Below are 20,760 nucleotides of genomic sequence, written 5' to 3'. Positions count from 1 at the left end.
CTACTCCCATTTTTGTTTTTTTTCCTTTTTCTCTAAGATGCTCTTCATTTTACGCTCTTCCCACTCTTCTCCAAAAATTTTAAAAGAAGCGAATATATCTATCGCCGATACTACAAAAGCAGTGGTCCAGATACACATAACAAATCCGTTCAGATATTGTACAGGAAAAATATTAAGTGGAAGTCCAAAATAATCTTTTAAAATATAAAGTATAAGACCCACACTGTAGAAAATCACATGGGTGTAAAAAGCCTTTAACTTCACCACCTTTTTACTTGCCATCTTTTGAAGTTCGAAATCTTCCTGTTCCTTATTAAAATTAGTTTCCATAATTATTCTCAGGTTTTCTTAATTTTTCTTTTTCCAAAATTTCTTTGATTTTCTTCTCTTCCCAATCTTTACTGAAAAAAGGCGGGATATCAAACACTGTCAGTCCATGAATGACTACTCCTACACCCCAACCTAAAACGCACCAGACAAACCATAAATATTCAGGCGAGGTTATAAGATTTACGGTTATCACAATAATGTTTACCAGTATAAAAACCGCCAGGTGCTCGTAAAACTCTCTAATTTCTTTTACTTTTTTCTTGGCCTGATAAAAACGTTCAGCTTCTATAAAATCCTTTTCCATGGCTACTTCCAGTTTTTTTGTTTGTTTTCACGTTCCAGAATCTCTCTTATTTTTCGTTCTTCCCAATCTGAGCTGTACCCAAATACTTTAAAAGCATGCATGACAACTCCAAATCCCCAGCCTAAAGCCGAGAACCAAAACCACTGAAATCCAGGAGAGTACCTCAAATTTATAAAAATTAAAAATGGTACCACACAACAATATGAAATTACGTTACCGTAAAAACCTTTTAGTTCCTCTACTCTTTTCTTAGCTCTGAAATAAGCTTTATTTTCGTCGCTATATTCTGCACTTGTTTCCATAACTGTAATTTGTTTGGTTAAAATTGGAATTTTAACGGTGAAATTTTCTTCGTTTTGTTCAATCAGAACCTTTCTGTTGGTTACAATTGAATATCGGTTAACAATGTTCTGCAGCCCAACTCCCTGTCTGTCCTGTAAAACTTCTTTCTTCTGAAAATCATTTTGTATCGCCAGATAATCTCCCTCTACAAAAATCCTGATATGCAACGGTTTTTGCTCGCTAACGATATTGTGTTTTACCGTATTCTCCAGTAAAAGCTGCAAGGATAGCGGAACTACTTTTGCATCGGGATTAATATTTGTCGTTGGTAATTCATAAAACAAACTATTCTCGAATCGCATTTTAAGCAAATTCATATAGGTTTTAGCAAACGACAGTTCATCTTCAACAGAAACCAGCTCCTTGTCTTTTTGCTCTAAAACGTAGCGATAGATTTTAGACAAAGAGGTCGTAAATCGTTGTGCATTATCCGGATTTTCTTCAATTAAAGAACTAAGAACGTTTAAACTGTTAAAAAGAAAATGTGGGTCTATTTGATTTTTTAAACTTTCGAATTTTGCATTTGCCGTTCCTGCAATAATTTTTTGCTGTGTTACCTCAAATTTAGATGCCTGCTTCCACTTCACCATAAAGCTTCGGGCCTGCATGAAAGTTGACACTCCGAGAGACAGAATCACATAAAATAGGTGAGCCCAAATCATCCTTTCACTAAAAAACTGATCCGGTGGAAGATGCTGAACAAATACGCAAACAACATAATTGATTCCCAAAACAACCGGAACGGTATACAATATGGTAATCAAAATTCCATAATACACCCTTAAGTTTGTTTGTTCCAGCCAATCCCACTTTTTGTCCAAAAGAACGTTAATAAATCCGTTACCAAAGCCCAATCCAAAAGAGTAAAGGCAGCTTATCCCGAAGGTTAGCAATACATTTTCAATATTTAAATCGTGACCAAGAAAAGCGCAGAATAAAATGGTAAAGACCATAGAAATCTTGAAACACATAAGGGTTCCACTTTTTAATTCAGCAAACGAGTTTCTATGATCTTTCATTCTATTCTGTTGGTATTAAATTTATTTTTTACAATTCTTTTGCGTTTCCAAAGCTCTTTCTAATCCCCATTTTGGAGAAAAAGGTGTCGCTGGTTTAAAAGTAGCAAAAAGTTCGACAGCTTTATCCACCTGTGCACATAACGGTTTGGTATCAACCCCGGACCATTTTGCTCCTCCAATCTGGTAATCCGCTTCACCAAAAACAATTCTCGGATTATTCGGGTCTATCGCTTTTCCTTTTGCATAAGCTTCCATTACTTTAGCCGAATATTTCATTCCGTTTGTCATTGGATCAGCTACTACCCAGGCTGTATAGATTAAAGCCTGCATCGCATATAATTCGGCATTATTTTGATCTTTAACAAATTCTGTATCCAGTGCATCTTGCGCTTTCGTAAGCAGCAAATCAATTTTTGTTTTATCTTTTTCAGAAAATGCAGCTGTAGTGTTGATTAAGGCTACATAGTAATTTGGCAAGTAACTGTTTTTTTCTGCTGCAGCAATTCTTTCAAACATAGCCGAAGCTTCAGTATTTTTTCCTTCTTTCCAAAGTCCGAAAGCTTTTCCCATTCCTTGTTCAAATTGTGTTTGTGCAGATATTAAACTGCAGATAAATAAAGTAATAATGGTAATAATCTTGGTCATGATTTCTTGTTTTTAAAGTTGTTAAATATTTTAAATTTTGATATTCTAAGTTTTTATTGATGATTAAAACTCTCTTTTTTTTAGGTTCAAAGGTTCAGAGTTCCAAAGTGGCAAAGTTTTTATTTTCTTATCCGTTAACCTTTGTCTATTTGTTCCTTGTTAATTTATACTTCAAAAGTATATCGGATTTTATTCTTTTAAAATTAAATGATACCGAGTTGTTGATTTTGATGACTGAATTGTTTTTTTTCTGAGTTGCAAAGGTGCAAAGCGACAAAGGTGCAAAGATTCCAAAACTGGATAAAGCATTTCTTACACTAACCTAATTATGTCCTTCAATTTTCAAAACCCTTAGGCCTCTGAACCTTTGAACCTCTGAACCTTTGAACCTCTGAACCTTTGTAACTATGTCGCTTACAAATTTTTCAACTGATTCTCGTTTTTATTCTGACTGATGGTCCAGAAGAAACCAACGAAGAAAAAGCGATCGGCGGTTGGTATAATGGCTTGTCTATTGTAAACTCCGTTGGTATCGGGATTTCTTGCGTAATCATATCCAAAAACATTTTGAGTTCCCAATACATTTGAAACAGAGAAATACAGAATTTTTTGAGTGGTTAATAAATAAGCCCAGTTGAAGCTCAAACTATTATACGCTTTTGTTCTTCCATTCATGAACTGCGTCTGATTTGGATCGTTGTACGGACGTCCGGAACTGAAACTGTTCGTAAAACCAATCTGAGATTTCCAATCGGTAATAAAATATTTGGTTACGACAGACAGGGTATGATGAGCCACAAAACTAGGAGTTACCATCGCTGGAAAATTCTTGTACTGTCTCTCTGAATCGATATAGGAATAAGAAATCCAGTATTCCAGATTTTTATGCAGATTGCTGTCTCTCCAAAACAAATCCAATCCTTTTGCATAGCCCGAACCGTTGTTGTTGAAAACCGAATTGTACTGAATATCTCGCGTATTGTATTGTACTAAATTGCTATAGTCTTTATAGTAAGCCTCTGCTCTAAAAGTTTGTCCCGGTTTGGTGAACTGATAATTTAAGATATAATGTCTCGCTTTCTCACTTTCAAACTGATGGTATTTGGAGTATTTAATATAATCGACTACCGGTGTCTGTGTAAAATCTCCGTAAGCAAACGAAAACTGACTGGTTTTTGAAATTTTATACGCAAGAGAAGCTCTTGGCGCAATGTTTGTTTCGTTTAGCAAACTGTTATTCGAAAGTCTGAAACCTACTTTTGCAGCCAGTTTTTTCGAGAATAGAATATCTCCTTCCGTATAAAAAGCAGCAATATTAGAATCGTAGCCATTTGCTGTTTTTATAGTATTATTATCTGTATAATTTTCATTAAACTTTGTGATGAAATAATCGGCTCCAAATGACAACTTGAAATAATTCGAGATGTTTTTTCTCAATTTTAATTTTAGCTGAGCTGCATTTTCATTATTGTCCACATCATTAATATCAAACTTAATTTTGTTTTTGCTGTACCCGTAACTAACTCCTGATGTGAGTTGCCAGCCTGTTCCAAAATCTCCCTTATATGATGCATTCAGATAAAAGTTATTATTGTCCAGATCCGTTCGGATAGGATTCGCAAAGTTGACATTTTTCTGATTCAAATCGAATTTCTCTGCATCAAAAGCAGCGTAGAATTTAAAAATTCCTCTTTCAAAATTATAACGATATACTGCCTCACCACCCAAAGACTGATACGGATTATTCCAATCTACGTTTTGCGGAATTACAGCCTGATAAGGTGCCAGATTAATATAATTGGTATTGATACTGAACGAGCTTTTTTTCCATTTTTGAGTATTCCCTACTCCTAAACCTACAGTCATTAAAGCAATATCCGTTTTATTCTGATCCGGTTCATCCTGAGTGTTTAGCAACAAAACACTTGATAAAGCTTCACCATATTCTGCGGAATATCCTCCGGTTGAAAATGCAATTCCGCTAAACAAAAATGGAGAGAATCGGCTTCGGGTTGGCAAATTATTAGTCGTTGCGCCATAAGGCTGTGCTACACGAAGTCCGTCTACAAAAGTTTGTGTTTCGCTTGCCTCACCTCCACGAACAAATAAACGTCCGTCTTCGCCAACACTTTGTGTTCCCGGTAAAGTTTGTAAAGCTGCAATAATGTTTCCCGCAGATCCGGCGGTAGTCACAATATCCAGAGGTTTTAAAACTGAAACTCTTGCTTTATCCCCTGATTCTAAAGTCCCGGCGGTGATAACAACAGCATCAAGTGCATTTACATTCTCTCTGAGTTTTACCGTTTGATCTTTATAATTGGCAACATCTATTTCCTGTTTGAATGTTTCGAAAAGCAAAAAACTCACTACCAAAAATTTATTTCCTTTTTCGCTGGTTTCGAATGAAAAACTACCGTTTTCAGCACTTGTGGCTCCGTCATAAGTTCCGTCAATGTAAATATTAGCGCCCTGAACCGGCTTTCCTTTTTGATCAACAACTTTTCCTGAAATCGTATTCTGGGCAAAAGTAAAAATGGTAAAGAATAATAAAATAAAAGTAATTTTGGTTTTCATGATTTTGGTTTTTGATAGAGCAAATGTATTTTAACATTTCCTGTTAAAAAATATTAAATAACCCAATTGTAGAATTTTAAGGATGAGTTGTAAATATCTAATTTGTATCTTAGCTATGAATTCTAAAATCTTCACTTATGTCAGAAAGCAAAAGAATTTCAAATCTGTATCAATCCATTTATAATGGAGATCCATGGCTGGAAGTTAACTTAACCAAAACTTTAGAAAACGTAACTGCCGCACAGGCCTACCGGAAAATAAATCCTAACTTAAATACCATTTGGGAAATTACCAACCATTTGATCCAATGGAGGAGAAACATTCTAAACCGTATGCAGGGAGAGACTGTAATAACACCGGATCACAACTATTTTGTGCCTGTTTTAGACCCATCAGAAGCAGCTTGGGAGCAATCGCTTCAAAGTCTGGCAAAATCACAGGAAGCCTGGAGTACTTTCTTTCAGGATTTTGATGATGCCGATTTGGCTAAAATTTATGTCCATAATGGTCATACTTATTATGAACATCTTCACGGAATTATTCAGCATGATGTGTATCATTTAGGACAAATTGTTATCTTGAAAAAACTTCTTTAAAATAAGTATGCTATGAAAAAATTGTTTTCAATTTTCGCTTTATTGTTTGTAATCGCTATTGGATTCGCTCAGGAATCAGAAACTAAATTTGATGAAAAACTGGCTAAATCTCTGAATGCGGATGAGTATGGAATGAAAAAATATGTCTTCTGTCTTTTAAAATCAGGAAGCAACACCACCGCATCCAAAGAAGAAAGCAAGAAACTGTTTGAAGGTCATATGGCAAATATTGGAAAATTAGCCAAAGAAGGAAAACTGGTTGTTGCCGGTCCTTTTATGAAAAACGACCGAAATTATCGAGGCATCTATATTTTTAATGTTGAAACTATAGAGGAAGCAAAAGCATTGGTAGCAACAGATCCTGCCATAAAAGCCAATTTGCTTGAAGCCGAATTAACCCCTTGGTATTCCAGTGCTGCTTTGCAGGAAACTTTAAAAATACACGATAAAATTGCCAAGAAAAAAATATAAAAACACTTTATGAAAACTGAGAAGGAAAAAATGATTGCCGGAGAATATTATCTGGCAGGTGACCCTATTTTAGTAAAAGAACGCCGAAAAGCCAAAAACTTACTGCACCGCTTAAATGTTACTGAATACCGAATGACCAAAAAAGCAAAGGAAATTTTAGCAGAATTAATTCCGAATGCAGGCAAGAGTTTTTATATAGAACCTCCTTTTCATTGTGACTATGGTTACAATATTTCATGTGGCGATAACGTTTATTTTAATGTAAACTGTGTTGTTTTGGACTGTGCTCCGGTAAATATTGGATCAAATGTGTTCTTTGCACCAAACGTTCAAATTTATACCGCCACCCATCCGCTTGACGCTGAACTCAGAAAAACACTCGAAAATGCCTTACCCATTTCTATCGGAGATGATTGCTGGATTGGCGGAAATACGGTAATTTGTCCGGGGATCACCATCGGAAAAGGCTGTGTGATTGGTGCGGGATCAGTAGTGACCAAAGACATTCCGGACAACTCGCTGGCCGTTGGAAATCCGGCAAAAATTATTCGAAAATTAAATCAGGAACCCCAATAAAAAATCAATGCTTACCTTAAATAAAGTTCACCATATTGCCATTTTATGCTCGGATTATCAAAAGTCTAAAACTTTCTATACGGAAGTTCTGGGACTTACCATCATTAGAGAAATCTATCGTGAAGAACGTCAATCCTACAAACTAGATTTGGCTCTGAATGGTATTTATATTGTCGAATTGTTTTCGTTTCCCAATCCGCCAAAAAGACCTTCAAGACCCGAAGCTGTCGGCTTGCGTCATTTGGCTTTTGAAGTCATTAACTTAGAGGAAACCATCGCTTTTTTAAACACTAAAAACATCGAATCAGAGCCTATCCGAATCGATGAATTTACCGATAAGCGATTCACTTTTATTGCCGATCCTGACGAATTACCCATTGAATTTTATGAAAGATAAGATCAAAACGAACAGAAGATATTTTCTTTAACTGATAATTTTAACACAATATATGGAGCGATTTGTATTAAAAACCGAATTTGATTAGCTAATTTTGTAATCCGCATAAAAAAATGCGATTTCAAAATCAATCTCTGATGAACAAAACGGCGAAAATCAAAAAAAATCATCAATTTATTGTCCTCAAAAAATTAGTTATTGTTTCCATATTAATAGGCTTTCTTTCTGCCTTTTTAGGAATCTCCCTTAAAAAAATTACCGAGTATTACGAAGAAATTTTCTTTCATGAAGTCTCCGTAAATCCTGTTTTTTATATCATCTTCCCCGTTTTTGGATTGTCTGTTATTTACTTTCTTAGACAATATCTCTTTAAGAAAAAAGAAAACAAGGGCATTAAAGAGGTTTTCGAAAGCACCAAATCCTCTTCCAAAAACTTGCCTTCTTATAAAATTCCGTCCCATTTTATCAACGGATTACTGACGGTAATCTTTGGAGGCTCTACCGGAATTGAGGTTTCAACCGTAGTGGCCACCGCCACCATTGGCTCTGTTGCACAGCAAAAAGAAAATGTGTTTCGCCAATACAAGACCGAACTAATATGTGCAGGAGTTGCAGCGGGAGTAACCGCTTTATTCAGCAGTCCGATTGCGGGAATTTTATTTGCTTTAGAAGTAATCTCCAGAAAAGTAACCCGTGCTTTTATTATTTCCAATATTATTGCCGTTTCCATTGCTTTTGGTTTGCTCTCTATTTTAAAAGAAGAACCTTTATTCACAGTCTCCATTACAACTTGGCATTTAAAAGCGATTCCCTACTTTATACTTTTAGGAATTTTAGCTGGACTAAATTCAGTTTATCTCACACGTTGCGTGCTGTTTTTTAAATCTCAATTCGGAAAAATCGATACACATTATTATAAAATCTTAATTGGTTCAGTGGTTTTAAGCATTTCTCTTTTTATTTTCCCTCAATTGTATGGAGAAGGATATCACGCTATAAAAGGGATATTCAGCACTACATCTGAAATTCCATTAACCATAACTTTATCGCTAACATTGATTGGTGTATTGATTCTTAAACCAATTGTAACCTCTATCACACTGGCTTCCGGAGGCGATGGTGGAGTATTTGCACCAAGCTTGTTTATTGGAGCTTTTTTAGGATTACTATTGGCATCTGTATTGAATACCTTTTTTCACGTACATGTAATTCCTGTAAATTTTATGATTATCGGAATGGCGGCTGTTTTAAGCGCCAGCATTCATGCTCCTTTTACAGCAATATTCTTAGTTTGCGGATTAACTAACGATTACACATTGTTTATCCCAATCTTGGTCGTTTGTTTGATATCAAAATATACCGCAAAAATGATTTATCCTTATACCGTTTATACTTATTCGCCAGGTTTACTAAAATAAATTTTCAAACACTGATATAACACATCAGTTCAGGTTTTAGTCCTGAATTTAAAAAATACCACATCAAATATTTAGCAAATATGCCAACTCCAAAAATAAAAAGAGGCTATCGTAAAACCCGTTATATACTTTACAAAGAGACTTTAATCGATTATAAAGAACATTTTTGGTCATTTATTGGATCTTTTATTGGTATTGGAATCCTTTCTTATCTGGAATCTATTCGCTTTTCCGGCACCGATATTGTTTTCTTAATTGGTTCTTTTGGAGCCTCGAGTGTATTGGTTTACGGAATCATTCAAAGTCCGTTCTCCCAACCCCGAAATTTAATTGGAGGGCATGTAATCTCAGCAATTATCGGAGTAACCGTAAACCAACTAATTCCGGACATTGTTTGGCTGTCTGCACCTTTGGCTGTTTCCTTATCGATTATATTTATGCAAATTACCAAAACGCTTCATCCTCCCGGAGGAGCCACTGCACTTATTGCGGTTACAGGTTCTGCTCAGATAAAAGACCTGGGTTATATGTATGTATTTTCTCCCGTTTTAGACGGTGTCCTTATTTTATTCATAACGGCATTAATTTTCAATAATATGACTTCGAGCAGAAGCTATCCGAGCCACAGTACCTACCACAAACATTATCACAAGATCAGGAAAAGATTAATCGGAAAGTAATTGCTTTTCTCACGACAGTCATCTGAGCCGGAGTCAGAGCTTATTTATTACAAAAGACTCATACTGTGCTACCTCCGACGAATAAAAAATCTTTTCAACAATTCGTAAATCAAAATTCGTAAATCGTTAATTATACTTTACCTTTGCCCTTTCAATAAAAACAACGATTATGGTTTATAAATTTAGAGTAATTCTAGACGCCGAAGAAGATATTTTTAGAGACATTGCTATTCTTGAAGACGATACTCTTGAGGATTTACACAATGCTATCTTCAACGCTTTTGGTTTTGACGGAATGGAAGTGGCTTCGTTTTATACCTGTGATGAAACCTGGAATCAGGAAGACGAGATTCCGCTTTTTGATACTGGTGACGTTCCTGGTGAGCAAAGAACGATGGGCGATTATCCGTTATCTTCTATTTTAGACGAACAAAATACCAAAATTATCTATGTATATGATTTCATCAATATGTGGACATTCTTAGTTGAATTAGCTGCTATTGAAGATCAAATCGCAGGAGCTCCATACCCAGAAACGCTATTCTCACACGGAGAAATGCCGGACGAAGCTACAGAAAAGAACTTTGAAGCCGACATGCACGACGATATCTACGGAGAATTTGAAGACGATCTTGATGAGGATGATCTTGACATGTTCGAAGGCGATGACAGCTTTGAAGATTATGGATTTGAGGAGAATTGGAATTAGTGTAAGTTACTTAGGTTCTGAGGCACTAAGGTTCTAATATTTTTATTTTTGAAAGTTTTTTCTTATTTTTAATTTTTCAAATTAAAAATATTTTCATGAGTAATTTTAGAAATCTGCTTATCTGGCAAAAGTCAATGGCTCTCACTACCAAAATTTATTTTTCAACAAAACATTTTCCAAAAGAAGAAATCTTCGGATTGACTTCACAAATTAGGCGCTGCTCCATCTCTATCCCCAGCAATATTGCCGAAGGATTTGGAAGAGAAAGCGACAAAGATCTTTTACGTTTTTTGGGTATTTCCATTGGGTCATTGTTTGAAATGCAAACCCAACTTGAAATTGCAAAAAACATATCTTATTTAAAAGAAGACGATTTTAACAATCTATACGAGGACAGTCGCGAAGTAGAAAGAATGTTAGTTTCTTTTATAAAAAAAATAAAACAAAGAAACTAAACCTTAGTAACTTAGCATCTGAGAACCTCAGCACCTAAAAAATATGATCAACTTATTCAACACCCACATCGATACGCTTGCGATACACCGCGTAGGGAACAAAAGCAGAAACGAAGCGATTTTTTTATCGGAACAACCATTTAATTTAAATGATGAAATTGTTCCTTTGATCAAAGAGTACTTTTTTAAGCCTTTCAGAGAGAAAGAGGAAAACTATTATCAGTTTGCGCACGAAGTTGATTTAGACTACAACGACATGTTTAAATATGCGACAGAAATTTTTAGCAACCCTGGAAATTTACACGAGGTTTCAAAAAAAATCACCACGCATTTATTCGAACAATCCAATCACCCGCACATTAAAAACGGAGAGGTTTATATCACGTACCTGACCAATCTAAGTATCGACAATAATGTTGTAGATGCTATTGGAATCTTTAAAAGTGAGTTACAAGCTGATTTTTTACAATTTGAAGAGAAAGAAAGTAATCTTGAAATGATCCTGCAACAAGGAATCAACTTAAGCAAATTAGATAAAGGATGTTTGATTTTTAACTATAAAAAAGAAGAAGGATACAAAATCCTAACCGTTGACAGTAACCGTTATGACGCGCGCTACTGGTTAGAGCACTTTTTATCTGTTGATGCTTTTGAGGATGAAAACTTCATCACTAAAAAATACTTAAAATTCTGCCAGAACTTCGCCAAAGATGTAGTTTTACCAGCAGAAGACAAAAAAGAAGAAGTAATGTTCATGAACCGATCTGTGAATTATTTTGCAAAAAACGATCAGTTTGAAGAACAAAATTTCTTAAACGAAGTATTAGACAATCCTGAATTAATTCCTGAATTCAAAAACTATAAAGTGGATAAGGGAGAAAAATACAGCATCGAAGATGTAACCTCATTCCCTATTGCTAACGCAGCAGTTTCAGACGCCAGAAAATCGATCAAAAATGTGATCAATCTGGACACACACATTCAGATCAAAATGGATTTTATTAACCCTGAAAGTGCTGAAAAATTTGTTGAAAAAGGCTGGGATGAAGAAAAACAAATGTATTACTACTTAGTGTATTTCAATAAAGAAGAGAAAAGCTAAGGGTCATTCATTTTCTATTACTTACTTAAAGCAAAAAACGGCAACTACACTAGTAATTGCCGTTTTTTTATGCTTCACTCCAAAGTTACAGTACTGAAAACATCGCTTTCAGAATATCATCGTAAACCTTTTTATCGTTCTCTCCGGAGCGAGCTAACACCCTGATTCCGGTATAATTATTAAAGATAAAACGAGCCAGCATTCTTGCTTCTAATTGCTTTGAAATTTGTCCAGCCTGCTGTCCTTTTTTTACTGCCGTCAAAAAAATCTCCTCCACCGTTTGCCGGTTATCGCTCACAATTTTAGCAATCTCTTCGTCATGCATCGCGAGTTCAACAGCAGCATTTACAACAAAACATCCCTTTGTCATTCGGTCATCCAGACTTTCAATAACCGCCTGTTTAAAAATCTCGGTTAAGGTTTCTTTTATATCTTTGGATTGGTTTAAAAGGTTTCTTGTGGCTTCCTGCCCATGTTCCAGATACCTTCTTAAAGCTTTTGAAAAAAGTTTCTGTTTGTCTCCAAAAGTATCATACAAACTTGAACGGCTTAACCCCAAATGCGTTACCAGGTCCTGCGCCGAAGTACCGTTATATCCTTTACACCAAAAAATTTCTATCGCTTTATCCAGAGCCTTATCCTCATCAAATTCTTTTGTTCTGGCCATAACTTCATAATTAAATTCTCTTACAAAGATACGAAAAATTACGGAACGATTGTTCCGTAATTAGAGCAAAAAATTAAACCACCGTGTTTACAGTAAGCCCGCCATCTACCACAATTTCGGTTCCTGTAATAAACGAAGCATCGTCTGACGCAAGAAAAGTAACTGTCTTAGCAATCTCTGAAGCTTTACCAAAACGTTTCAATAAAATTTTATCACTTAACGCTGCACCAAATCCTTCGATTTCTGCTTTTTCTAATCCTAATTTTCCAAAAATAGGCGTTTCAATAGGTCCCGGTGAAATTGCATTAATTCTGATATTTCTGGGTGCCAGTTCTGTTGCAAAAACTCGGTTTAAAGATAACAGAGCTGCTTTACTTGCCGCATAAACTCCTGAATTTTCCATACCAACATTGGCATTTATAGAGGTATTAAAAATAACAGAACCTCCGTCATTTAAAATAGGCAACAACTTTTGAAGTGTAAAATAAACTCCCTTAACGTTCACATCCATAATCGAATCGTAATGACCTTCGGAAGCAGATTCCAAGGGAGCAAAAGAAGCGATTCCGGCATTTAAAAACAGGATATCAATTTTACCAAATTGGTCTTTCACTTCGGCAACTAAACCGTCAATTGATTTTAAATCGGATTGGTCCGATGCAATTCCGGTTACTTTCAATTCAGCTTCTGCTTTTGCCAAGGCTTCTTTGTTTCTTCCCGTCACAATTACTTTTGCCCCATTTGCTGCCAAATCCGCTGCAGCTGCATACCCTATTCCGCTATTTCCACCTGTTACAATGGCTACTTTATTCTCTAATTTTTTCATTTCAATTGTTATTAAATTACTGATTATTTGATTATTCTGATACAAAGATATAATAACGGAACAATCGTTCCGTTATTAATTACGTTAATATTTTGTTAAACAAAAAAGATTGCGTTTTACCCCTGTTATTGACAAGCTTTTGCTCTATGCTATTATAAAGGAAAGAAATAATGAAATGCTAAAAATTCTTAATTTATGCTTAAATTTACAGTCTAAATCAATTCAGATGGATATTCATTTATACAACGAAAGTCCTTTCGAAACGATCATCTCCTTTCATAAGCTTATCGAATCTTTCGAAGAAATTGCTTTGTCGGATGTTGATTACAGGGCTAACTACGCAAAAGCCATTTTAAAACAAATAGAATCAATTCCTGAGCTTAGAACGGGAATTAAGGAATATGCCCTTATTAAAGACAATGAAGCTTTAATCAGGAATCTTTTGGCTGATATCTTCCCAACTGCTTTGACAAATAACGAAATAAAAGCGGTTACTATCCCCTTTCAGAATTTATATTTCAACTATACAGAACGCTTTAAAAAAATCTTAAGCAACGCAGGATCAGAGTTTGATATGGAAATTCGGGATTTTGACGATCATCAGTTCTATGTCAACAACTGCTGTATTATTTTAGGTGCTTATTACAAACAGCGTATCGATTTTAACAACCCTTTTTTCTATGATATTCCCGATGAAAATGGAATAGAAAAGCACTATCGTATTCTATACAATGCCGATTTCATGGAAGTTATTCCAACAGAAAAATCAATAGCTTTAACTCAGGATGATATTGACTTACTGCTGGACAACTACCACGATCTTGAACTCTGGAAATCGAAATTCCCTGCTGGAAGCTGGATTTTAAAAGGTTTTGGAATTGTTTCTTTGTTCGACGCTACTACAGAAAGTGCAATTTCAAACCTGAAAAGCAACTTATTGAAACCTGATTCAAAAACGGCTGCTACAAATGAAATTGTATTCAATATTTTTAAATCGATTTTTAAAATTCCAGATTTAAAGGTGGGATTTATTGTATACAATCCGGAGGAAGAAAAATTTATCAGACCTGTTAAATTTGACACTCAGATGCAGAGTTTTCTACTTTCAAAAGATCAGGAAATTGATTGCAAGAATGCTTTTTTCGGATGTACCTTCGAGAAATTACTAAACGATAAAGAACCTTTGGTGATCTCTAATGTCGAAAAATTTATTGCCGAATCACATAATATAAAACTGGGGGAGCACCTGCTAAAACAAGGAATCCAAAGCTGCGTTTTTGCTCCTATCATAAAAGATGGGCAGTTACTGGGCGTTGTAGAATTAGTTTCTTCCCAAATAAAAGCGCTCAATACGATTAATGCTACTAAACTGGAACTGGTACTGCCTTATTTAACTGATACAATTGATCGTTACAATACGGATATGCAGCATCAGATTGAAGCCATTATTCAGCGCGAGTACACCACCATTCACCCAAGTGTGTACTGGAAATTCAAAAAAGAATCGCAAAACTATTTTCAAAATATCAATCATACCAAGGATTATATTTTTAAAGAAATTGTGTTTAAGAATGTATATCCACTTTATGGGCAAATTGATATCAAAGGCTCTTCCGAACATCGAAATGAAACGGTTAAGATCGACCTTAAAAATCAATTGACTGCTTTGCTGAAAATTTTCGAATCTCAGAATACAAACCACAATCTGGTCCTCTTGGAACAGCGTAAATTTGAACTGGAATCTTTTCGCGATGAGCTTGACGCTCCTTTAAAAGCAGATACCGAGCAATATATTCAGCGTTATATTGAAGAAGAAATTCATCCTCTTCTAAAAAATACGAAAGAAACCGAAAAAAGCGAAAAACTGGAACGGAAGTACTTTGAGAGTCTTGACTCAAAAAGTGGACTGTTTTATCAGGAGCGAAAGAAGTTTGATAATGCGATGTCTATTATCAACAAAAAATTAGCCTCGGTTCTGGACAAAAAACAACTTGAAGCACAGCAGATTTACCCACACTATTACGAACGATTTAAAACAGATGGTGTTGAGCATAACCTCTATATCGGAGCTTCTATTGCGCCAAATCAACCCTTTGATATGATGTATCTGCACAACTTGCGTTTGTGGCAGTTACAAACCTTGTGCGAAATGGAACTTGAACATCATCAGCTTAAAGAATCACTCCCGTACGAACTGGATGTGACTTCTTTAATTTTAGTGTTTACTTCTCCGCTTTCGATCCGTTTCAGAATGGATGAAAAACGCTTTGATGTTGACGGAACCTACAATGCAAGATATGAAGTGGTGAAAAAACGCATCGACAAATCGAATATCAAAGGCACAAAAGAACGTATTACGGAGAAAGAGAAAATTACAATTGTGTATTCTCAAAACAGTGAGGAAGCTGAATATTTGAAGTACATCAAATACTTGCAGCACAAAAAAATTCTCGAGCCTTCCATCGAACAATTTGAAGTCGAAGACCTTCAGGGAGTTTCGGGTCTAAGAGCCATTCGTGTTAAAGTAATCAACAACAATACAAATCCCGTAGCGAAAAAAATTACCTATCAGGACTTATTAGATGAGCTCAACTAATTTTTAGTTGAGCTTTTATATGGATTTAAACGCAATTACAAAAGAGATTACGGTAACAATGATACCGATCATAAAAAGATTGTAAGCAATACGCAGTAAATTATATTTGCGCTGTAACACCAATCCTAAATAATATAAATCTTTTATCATGGTTGAATACAGGTAATCTTTGTCTTTCATCATTTCGTTCATCGCCCAGTCATATTCTTCAAGAGGCATTTTGTAGAAGTTTCCAAAGAATAATAAATTAATTTTCTTGGCTTCGATATCCTCACGTGTAAAAACACCGGTTGTTACTTTTGGTCGCGTAGATAAAATAGCAAAAATAATGGTCACTACACTTGAAATCAGCATGATAAAAGTGGGAACAACCAAATGCGCATTCTTCGGACTGTCTAATTTAGGGATAATCGTAGAAAGTGCAATCGAAATGATAATAGCATTTACAGACAATAAAATATTTGCTTTACTATCGGCAATCCCGCTTAAACGGGTATGATTTCCTAAGGTAACACGAAACAATGTGTCGATACCACGATCCGGTTTTTCTATTTTATCTCTCCTTCTATTCTCTTCTTCAATTTTTTCGGCTTCTTTTTTTTCCTGCTTTTCAATCTTTTTCTGAACCATCAACAAATTCCTCTCTTTTAAAGGCTGCCATTTTCTAAGCGCATAATCCGTATAAAAACGGTGCTTATTCATTAGAAAATTCAGGTTTTCTTTTGCCCATTCGGCATTTGAAAAGTTTAAATTCCAGGTATTCTTTAATTCTATTCGCAATAATTCGCAGGTCGTTGCATACTCAGTACCCATAAGATGAGCAAAATCGGCATCCTTGATTATTTTCTCCAAATGTGTTTTAGGAATATACTCTTTTACGGTGGCCAGAATCAAACCGGAAACCTGTGTTATGACTTCATCCGACAGTCCTTTTTCCTTCAAAAAAGTCGTAACAATTTTCACGCTCTCCTGTTCGTGATTCTCATAACCATTAATATATCCGGTATCATGAAACCAGGCCGCTACTAAAAGTACTTCCTTCTGCTCAGCCGTAACATCTTCCTTTTTGCAAAGCTCTTTTACAGCATTTACGACCGTTAAAGTATGGTTAAAATTATGATAAGAATATAAATTAGAAAGTTTATCTTTGAGTAAATTACTAACAAAATCTTCGGATTGTTCTATTAAATTCATAAAGAATATTTTTACACCACTAAATTATGAAATTGTTTTTGGATAATCATTTTATTGCGAAAATTAAAACCTGTTCTTTGGCAATAGCTGTCTTGCTGCTCCCCTATTCCTGTGCGACTCATAAAGCACAATATGGTAAAAATGTCAGTGCTAACGAAACGGAAAACGCAACAGATACCATAAAAATTGCACACACTTTTTATTTAGTGGGTGATGCCGGAAACGCCGACGAAGAAAAAGCACAGCAAACTCTTGAATTACTGCATCAAAAGCTAAAAAAAGCGAGTAAAAAATCGACCTTACTTTTTTTAGGAGATAATATCTATCCGAAAGGTTTTCCTGCCCATAATGAGGGACCAGAAAAGACTTTGGCCGAAACGAAACTGACCAATCAATTAAAACTTACCGAAGGATTTAAAGGAAAAACGATTGTCATTCCCGGAAACCACGATTGGTACAATGGTATCAAAGGTCTTGAACTTCAGGCTGAATTTGTTACTAAATATTTAAACGATAAAAAAGCCTTTTTACCCCGAAAAAGCTGTGCTATAGAAGCTGTTAAAATAGACAGCACAACTGCTTTAGTAACGATTGACAGTGAATGGTTTCTGGAAGACTGGAACAACCACCCTACTATAAATGACAATTGTGATATTAAAACCAGAGAAGATTTCTTTGACGAACTGGAAAGTGTTCTTAATAAAAATCAGGAGAAAACGGTCATTCTTGCCATACATCATCCCCTCATGAGCAACGGATCGCATGGCGGTCAATATTCGTTGGAAAAGCAACTGTTCCCTCTGGAACAAAAAATTCCGCTTCCGGTAATTGGTTCCTTTATTAATTTACTGCGAAAAACTACAGGTGCCAGTCCGCAAGACATTCAAAACAAACAATATACTGCTTATGCCAAGCGCATTAAAACGCTGCTGCAAAAACAAAAAAATGTGATTGTCGTTTCCGGCCACGATCACAATCTGCAGTATGTAAACAAGGAAAATATTAAGCAGATTATTAGTGGTGCCGGATCAAAATCTGAAGCTGCAAGGGCCATTAATTCAAATGATTTCTCTTATGGAGGAAACGGTTATGCTACCTTAACTTTATTCAAAAGCGGAGATGCGAAAGTTTCTTTCTTCGGAAATGAAAACAATCACGAAAAGCTACTTTTTGAGCAGGAAATCATAAAGGCTAAAGAAATCAACTGGGCTGCTGATGTTCCGAATAATTTCCCTCCTAAAATTACGACTTCTATCTATTCTCAAAAAATGACTCAGAAAAGTCTGTTTCATAAGTTTCTTTTCGGAAACCACTATAGAAAATATTACAGCTTACCCATTGAGGCTAAAACCGCAACTCTGGACACTTTAATGGGAGGTTTGAAACCTATTCGTGAAGGTGGCGGACACCAGTCTAAATCTTTAAGAGTATCTGATCCTAAAGGCCGTGAATATGTGATGCGTGCTATGAAAAAAAGCGCTACACAATTTTTACAATCTGTAGCTTTTAAAGATCAGTACATTGTTAATGATTTTGAAAACACCTATGCAGAGAATTTCTTATTGGACTTTTATACTACTTCACATCCCTATACTCCCTTTGCAGTGGGCAATCTTGCCGATAGAATAGGGCTGGCACACAGCAACCCTATTTTATATTACATTCCGAAACAAAATACTTTAAAAGAATTCAATTCGAATTTTGGAGATGAATTGTATATGGTTGAAGAAAGACCTGCCGACAATCATCTGGAAGGGAAGAATTTTGGAAATCCAACCAATATTATCAGCACATCTGACATGATGAAAAACCTTCATAAAGATGAAAAATATACCGTTGACGAAAACCAATACATAAAAGCCCGTTTGTTTGACATGCTTATTGGCGATTGGGATAGACATGACGACCAATGGCGTTGGGGAGAATATAAAAAAGAGGGAAAGGTCATTTATAAACCTATTCCCAGAGATCGCGATCAGGCTTTTTCAAAATATGACGGGACTTTGCTTTCGCTATTGATGAACATTCCTGCACTGCGCCACATGCGTACTTTTAAAGACAAAATCGACAATGTAAAATGGCTTAACAGAGAACCTTACCCACTTGATTTGGCTTTCTTAAGAACTGCCGAAGAAAAAGACTGGATTGCTCAGGCAAAATACATTCAGGAAAACTTAACCGATGCTGACATTGACAATGCTTTTAAAAGTCTGCCAAAAGAAGTTCAGGATGAAACGATTAAAGACATACAACAGAAGTTGAAAAGCAGAAAGAAAGAACTTCAAAAATATGCTTCTGAATACTTTGATGTTTTAAGTCATACCGTAATGATCGCCGGAACAGATAAAAAAGACAAGTTTGTAATTCGCCATAACGCCAAAAAAACACTCGAAATTCAGGTTTTCAGAGTTAAAAAAGAGGGCGACGAATTGGTATATACTAAAACCGCTACCGATGCTAAAACTTCCAACTTATGGATTTACGGTTTAGATGATAATGATACTTTCCAGGTAACCGGTACTGAAAAATCGAAGATAAAAATTCGTTTAATTGGCGGACAAAACAATGATACGTATAACATTGAGAACGGAAAAAGAGTGATCGTTTATGATTTTAAATCAAAACAAAACACCTATAATCTGGATTCAAAAACCGGAACTCAACTAACCGATGACTACGACGTTAACCTTTACAATTACGAAAAGCCAAAGTATAATGTGATTTCAGGGCTTCCAAATATAGGGTACAATCCTGACGATGGTGTAAAGCTTGGCTTTAATTTAAACTATACCGTAAACAATTTTAAACAAAACCCTTACACACAAAAACATGTGTTAAACGGTTTTTATTATTTCGCAACGGAAGGTTTCGAATTGAATTATGCCGCACATTTTCCGGGTTTGCTTGGCAAGTGGGTTATTGACGTTGAATCGCAATATACAACTCCAAATTTTACAGTGAATTACTTCGGATATGGAAATGAAACAGTCAATAATACAGAGCAATTCGGAATGGATTACAACCGCGTTCGCATTCAGAAGTTTAATGTTTCAGCGGCGATCCGACATGTTGGACGATATGGAAGCGAATTTAGCATCCAGCCCATGTTTCAACAAATGAGAGTAGAAGAAACTAAAAACCGATTTATTGATATTCCAAACATCATTAATCCCGAGATTTTTCAAAGTCAGACCTTTGGTGGTGCGAAAATCAAGTACCATTTCAAAAACTCCGACTTTGCTGCAAAACCTACTTTGGGAGTTACTTTCATGATCTCGGCAGCGTGGTTAGCCAATCTAAATGAAACCAGGCAAAACTTCCCGACTCTTGAAAGCCTTTTAGGATTTACCCATAAAATTGATTCTAACGGAAAGCTGGTTTTGGCCACACTTTTAAAAGGAAAAGCGATCCTAAATAACAATTATGAATTTTATCAAGGTGCGGCTTTAGGAGGCGATACTGACTTACGCGGCTATCGGAACGAACGCTTTCTGGGAAGTTCTTATTTTTCTCAAAGTACTGACTTACGTCTTAGCATTGGTAAAATCCAAAAAACAATTGCTCCGTTAACCTACGGGATTCTGGGTGGTTTTGACTATGGAAGAATCTGGCTTGACGGTGAAAATTCCCGAAAATGGCATCAGGATTATGGCGGCGGACTTTGGCTGAACGCAATCAATGTACTAACGGCAAGAATCACTTATTTCAAATCACCTGACGAAACCGGAAGAGTCATTTTTGGAGCGGCTTATAGTTTTTGATGGGAGGTTCTGAGATGCTGAGTTACTAAGATGCTAAGTTTTTTTTGCCACGAATTTGTAACAAACTTAGCATCTTAGTAACTCAGTACCTTAGTCCC

At 35.8% G+C, this 20,760-nt stretch carries 19 protein-coding genes; 11 read left to right on the top strand and 8 right to left on the bottom strand.

The genetic code is table 11. The features are described from left to right. From C245_RS0103735 to C245_RS0103710, 5 genes are all read right to left on the bottom strand, one after another. Positions 1-330, bottom strand: coding sequence for a 2TM domain-containing protein (locus C245_RS0103735; RefSeq protein WP_017495239.1), 330 nt, complete (start codon positions 328-330; stop codon positions 1-3). After that, positions 320-634 carry a 2TM domain-containing protein gene (locus C245_RS0103730; protein ID WP_017495238.1) on the bottom strand — a complete coding sequence of 105 codons (315 nt, stop codon included), beginning with the start codon at positions 632-634 and terminating at the stop codon, positions 320-322. Before C245_RS0103730 ends, C245_RS0103735 begins: the two co-directional genes overlap by 11 nt. Positions 635-636: 2 nt before the next feature. Then, entirely contained in the window at positions 637-1,995 is a 1,359-nt protein-coding gene (locus C245_RS0103725) for a 2TM domain-containing protein (RefSeq protein WP_017495237.1), read from the bottom strand. Between the two features lie 21 nt (positions 1,996-2,016). Next, the gene (locus C245_RS0103720; protein WP_017495236.1) at positions 2,017-2,640 is read right to left on the bottom strand and encodes a hypothetical protein; all 624 of its coding nucleotides are present in this window, start codon (positions 2,638-2,640) and stop codon (positions 2,017-2,019) included. A 414-nt stretch (positions 2,641-3,054) separates the two neighbouring features. Beyond that, positions 3,055-5,214 (bottom strand): TonB-dependent receptor, encoded by a 2,160-nt coding sequence (locus C245_RS0103710; RefSeq protein ID WP_017495234.1) that lies wholly within the window; start codon positions 5,212-5,214, stop codon positions 3,055-3,057. A gap of 137 nt (positions 5,215-5,351) precedes the next feature. Between C245_RS0103710 and C245_RS0103705 the strand changes: the two genes are divergently transcribed. The 9 genes from C245_RS0103705 to C245_RS0103665 all read left to right on the top strand — a co-directional run bounded on the left by C245_RS0103705 (position 5,352) and on the right by C245_RS0103665 (position 11,618). After that, entirely contained in the window at positions 5,352-5,810 is a 459-nt protein-coding gene (locus C245_RS0103705) for a DinB family protein (RefSeq protein WP_017495233.1), read from the top strand. A 12-nt stretch (positions 5,811-5,822) separates the two neighbouring features. Beyond that, positions 5,823-6,281 carry a YciI family protein gene (locus C245_RS0103700; RefSeq protein ID WP_017495232.1) on the top strand — a complete coding sequence of 153 codons (459 nt, stop codon included), beginning with the start codon at positions 5,823-5,825 and terminating at the stop codon, positions 6,279-6,281. Positions 6,282-6,290: 9 nt separating this feature from the next. Beyond that, entirely contained in the window at positions 6,291-6,857 is a 567-nt protein-coding gene (locus tag C245_RS0103695; protein ID WP_017495231.1) for a sugar O-acetyltransferase, read from the top strand. A 7-nt stretch (positions 6,858-6,864) separates the two neighbouring features. Next, entirely contained in the window at positions 6,865-7,254 is a 390-nt protein-coding gene (locus C245_RS0103690; RefSeq protein ID WP_017495230.1) for a VOC family protein, read from the top strand. Between the two features lie 137 nt (positions 7,255-7,391). Continuing rightward, positions 7,392-8,672 carry a chloride channel protein gene (locus C245_RS0103685; protein ID WP_035746199.1) on the top strand — a complete coding sequence of 427 codons (1,281 nt, stop codon included), beginning with the start codon at positions 7,392-7,394 and terminating at the stop codon, positions 8,670-8,672. Between the two features lie 80 nt (positions 8,673-8,752). Further along, positions 8,753-9,352, top strand: coding sequence for an HPP family protein (locus C245_RS0103680; RefSeq protein WP_017495228.1), 600 nt, complete (start codon positions 8,753-8,755; stop codon positions 9,350-9,352). A gap of 169 nt (positions 9,353-9,521) precedes the next feature. Continuing rightward, positions 9,522-10,061 carry a hypothetical protein gene (locus tag C245_RS0103675; RefSeq protein WP_017495227.1) on the top strand — a complete coding sequence of 180 codons (540 nt, stop codon included), beginning with the start codon at positions 9,522-9,524 and terminating at the stop codon, positions 10,059-10,061. A 95-nt stretch (positions 10,062-10,156) separates the two neighbouring features. After that, the gene (locus tag C245_RS0103670; protein WP_017495226.1) at positions 10,157-10,516 is read left to right on the top strand and encodes a four helix bundle protein; all 360 of its coding nucleotides are present in this window, start codon (positions 10,157-10,159) and stop codon (positions 10,514-10,516) included. Positions 10,517-10,559: 43 nt separating this feature from the next. Next, positions 10,560-11,618 (top strand): nucleoid-associated protein, encoded by a 1,059-nt coding sequence (locus C245_RS0103665; RefSeq protein WP_017495225.1) that lies wholly within the window; start codon positions 10,560-10,562, stop codon positions 11,616-11,618. Positions 11,619-11,703: 85 nt separating this feature from the next. Here C245_RS0103665 and C245_RS0103660 read toward each other — a convergent pair whose 3' ends face one another. Beyond that, a complete protein-coding gene (locus tag C245_RS0103660) occupies positions 11,704-12,285 on the bottom strand; it encodes a TetR/AcrR family transcriptional regulator (RefSeq protein ID WP_017495224.1) in 582 nt (193 codons plus the stop codon). A 73-nt stretch (positions 12,286-12,358) separates the two neighbouring features. Beyond that, positions 12,359-13,111 (bottom strand): SDR family oxidoreductase, encoded by a 753-nt coding sequence (locus C245_RS0103655; protein ID WP_017495223.1) that lies wholly within the window; start codon positions 13,109-13,111, stop codon positions 12,359-12,361. A gap of 226 nt (positions 13,112-13,337) precedes the next feature. Between C245_RS0103655 and C245_RS0103650 the strand changes: the two genes are divergently transcribed. Continuing rightward, complete coding sequence (locus C245_RS0103650; protein WP_026109848.1) at positions 13,338-15,707, top strand: GAF domain-containing protein; 2,370 nt, start codon at positions 13,338-13,340, stop codon at positions 15,705-15,707. Positions 15,708-15,722: 15 nt separating this feature from the next. Here the strand turns inward: C245_RS0103650 and C245_RS0103645 are convergent, their stop codons facing one another. Then, positions 15,723-16,901: a Pycsar system effector family protein gene (locus tag C245_RS0103645; protein ID WP_017495221.1), complete on the bottom strand. Its 1,179-nt coding sequence runs from the start codon at positions 16,899-16,901 to the stop codon at positions 15,723-15,725. A 26-nt stretch (positions 16,902-16,927) separates the two neighbouring features. Between C245_RS0103645 and C245_RS0103640 the strand changes: the two genes are divergently transcribed. Further along, positions 16,928-20,662 (top strand): metallophosphoesterase, encoded by a 3,735-nt coding sequence (locus tag C245_RS0103640; RefSeq protein ID WP_017495220.1) that lies wholly within the window; start codon positions 16,928-16,930, stop codon positions 20,660-20,662. Positions 20,663-20,760: the final 98 nt, after the last annotated feature.

This window comes from Flavobacterium sp. WG21, from assembly GCF_000335775.1.
In the GTDB taxonomy this organism is placed as follows: domain Bacteria; phylum Bacteroidota; class Bacteroidia; order Flavobacteriales; family Flavobacteriaceae; genus Flavobacterium; species Flavobacterium tructae.
The sequence above is the reverse complement of the archived record's forward strand: the minus strand, read 5'-3'. Positions and strand labels throughout refer to the sequence as shown.

What these genes read in the sequence shown, in the direction of transcription:
- C245_RS0103735 (WP_017495239.1), bottom strand. Translation starts at nt 330, where the DNA reads ATGGAAACTAATTTTAATAAGGAACAGGAAGATTTCGAACTTCAAAAG.
- C245_RS0103730 (WP_017495238.1), bottom strand. Translation starts at nt 634, where the DNA reads ATGGAAAAGGATTTTATAGAAGCTGAACGTTTTTATCAGGCCAAGAAA.
- C245_RS0103725 (WP_017495237.1), bottom strand. Translation starts at nt 1,995, where the DNA reads ATGAAAGATCATAGAAACTCGTTTGCTGAATTAAAAAGTGGAACCCTT.
- C245_RS0103720 (WP_017495236.1), bottom strand. Translation starts at nt 2,640, where the DNA reads ATGACCAAGATTATTACCATTATTACTTTATTTATCTGCAGTTTAATA.
- C245_RS0103710 (WP_017495234.1), bottom strand. Translation starts at nt 5,214, where the DNA reads ATGAAAACCAAAATTACTTTTATTTTATTATTCTTTACCATTTTTACT.
- C245_RS0103705 (WP_017495233.1), top strand. Translation starts at nt 5,352, where the DNA reads ATGTCAGAAAGCAAAAGAATTTCAAATCTGTATCAATCCATTTATAAT.
- C245_RS0103700 (WP_017495232.1), top strand. Translation starts at nt 5,823, where the DNA reads ATGAAAAAATTGTTTTCAATTTTCGCTTTATTGTTTGTAATCGCTATT.
- C245_RS0103695 (WP_017495231.1), top strand. Translation starts at nt 6,291, where the DNA reads ATGAAAACTGAGAAGGAAAAAATGATTGCCGGAGAATATTATCTGGCA.
- C245_RS0103690 (WP_017495230.1), top strand. Translation starts at nt 6,865, where the DNA reads ATGCTTACCTTAAATAAAGTTCACCATATTGCCATTTTATGCTCGGAT.
- C245_RS0103685 (WP_035746199.1), top strand. Translation starts at nt 7,392, where the DNA reads ATGAACAAAACGGCGAAAATCAAAAAAAATCATCAATTTATTGTCCTC.
- C245_RS0103680 (WP_017495228.1), top strand. Translation starts at nt 8,753, where the DNA reads ATGCCAACTCCAAAAATAAAAAGAGGCTATCGTAAAACCCGTTATATA.
- C245_RS0103675 (WP_017495227.1), top strand. Translation starts at nt 9,522, where the DNA reads ATGGTTTATAAATTTAGAGTAATTCTAGACGCCGAAGAAGATATTTTT.
- C245_RS0103670 (WP_017495226.1), top strand. Translation starts at nt 10,157, where the DNA reads ATGAGTAATTTTAGAAATCTGCTTATCTGGCAAAAGTCAATGGCTCTC.
- C245_RS0103665 (WP_017495225.1), top strand. Translation starts at nt 10,560, where the DNA reads ATGATCAACTTATTCAACACCCACATCGATACGCTTGCGATACACCGC.
- C245_RS0103660 (WP_017495224.1), bottom strand. Translation starts at nt 12,285, where the DNA reads ATGGCCAGAACAAAAGAATTTGATGAGGATAAGGCTCTGGATAAAGCG.
- C245_RS0103655 (WP_017495223.1), bottom strand. Translation starts at nt 13,111, where the DNA reads ATGAAAAAATTAGAGAATAAAGTAGCCATTGTAACAGGTGGAAATAGC.
- C245_RS0103650 (WP_026109848.1), top strand. Translation starts at nt 13,338, where the DNA reads ATGGATATTCATTTATACAACGAAAGTCCTTTCGAAACGATCATCTCC.
- C245_RS0103645 (WP_017495221.1), bottom strand. Translation starts at nt 16,901, where the DNA reads ATGAATTTAATAGAACAATCCGAAGATTTTGTTAGTAATTTACTCAAA.
- C245_RS0103640 (WP_017495220.1), top strand. Translation starts at nt 16,928, where the DNA reads ATGAAATTGTTTTTGGATAATCATTTTATTGCGAAAATTAAAACCTGT.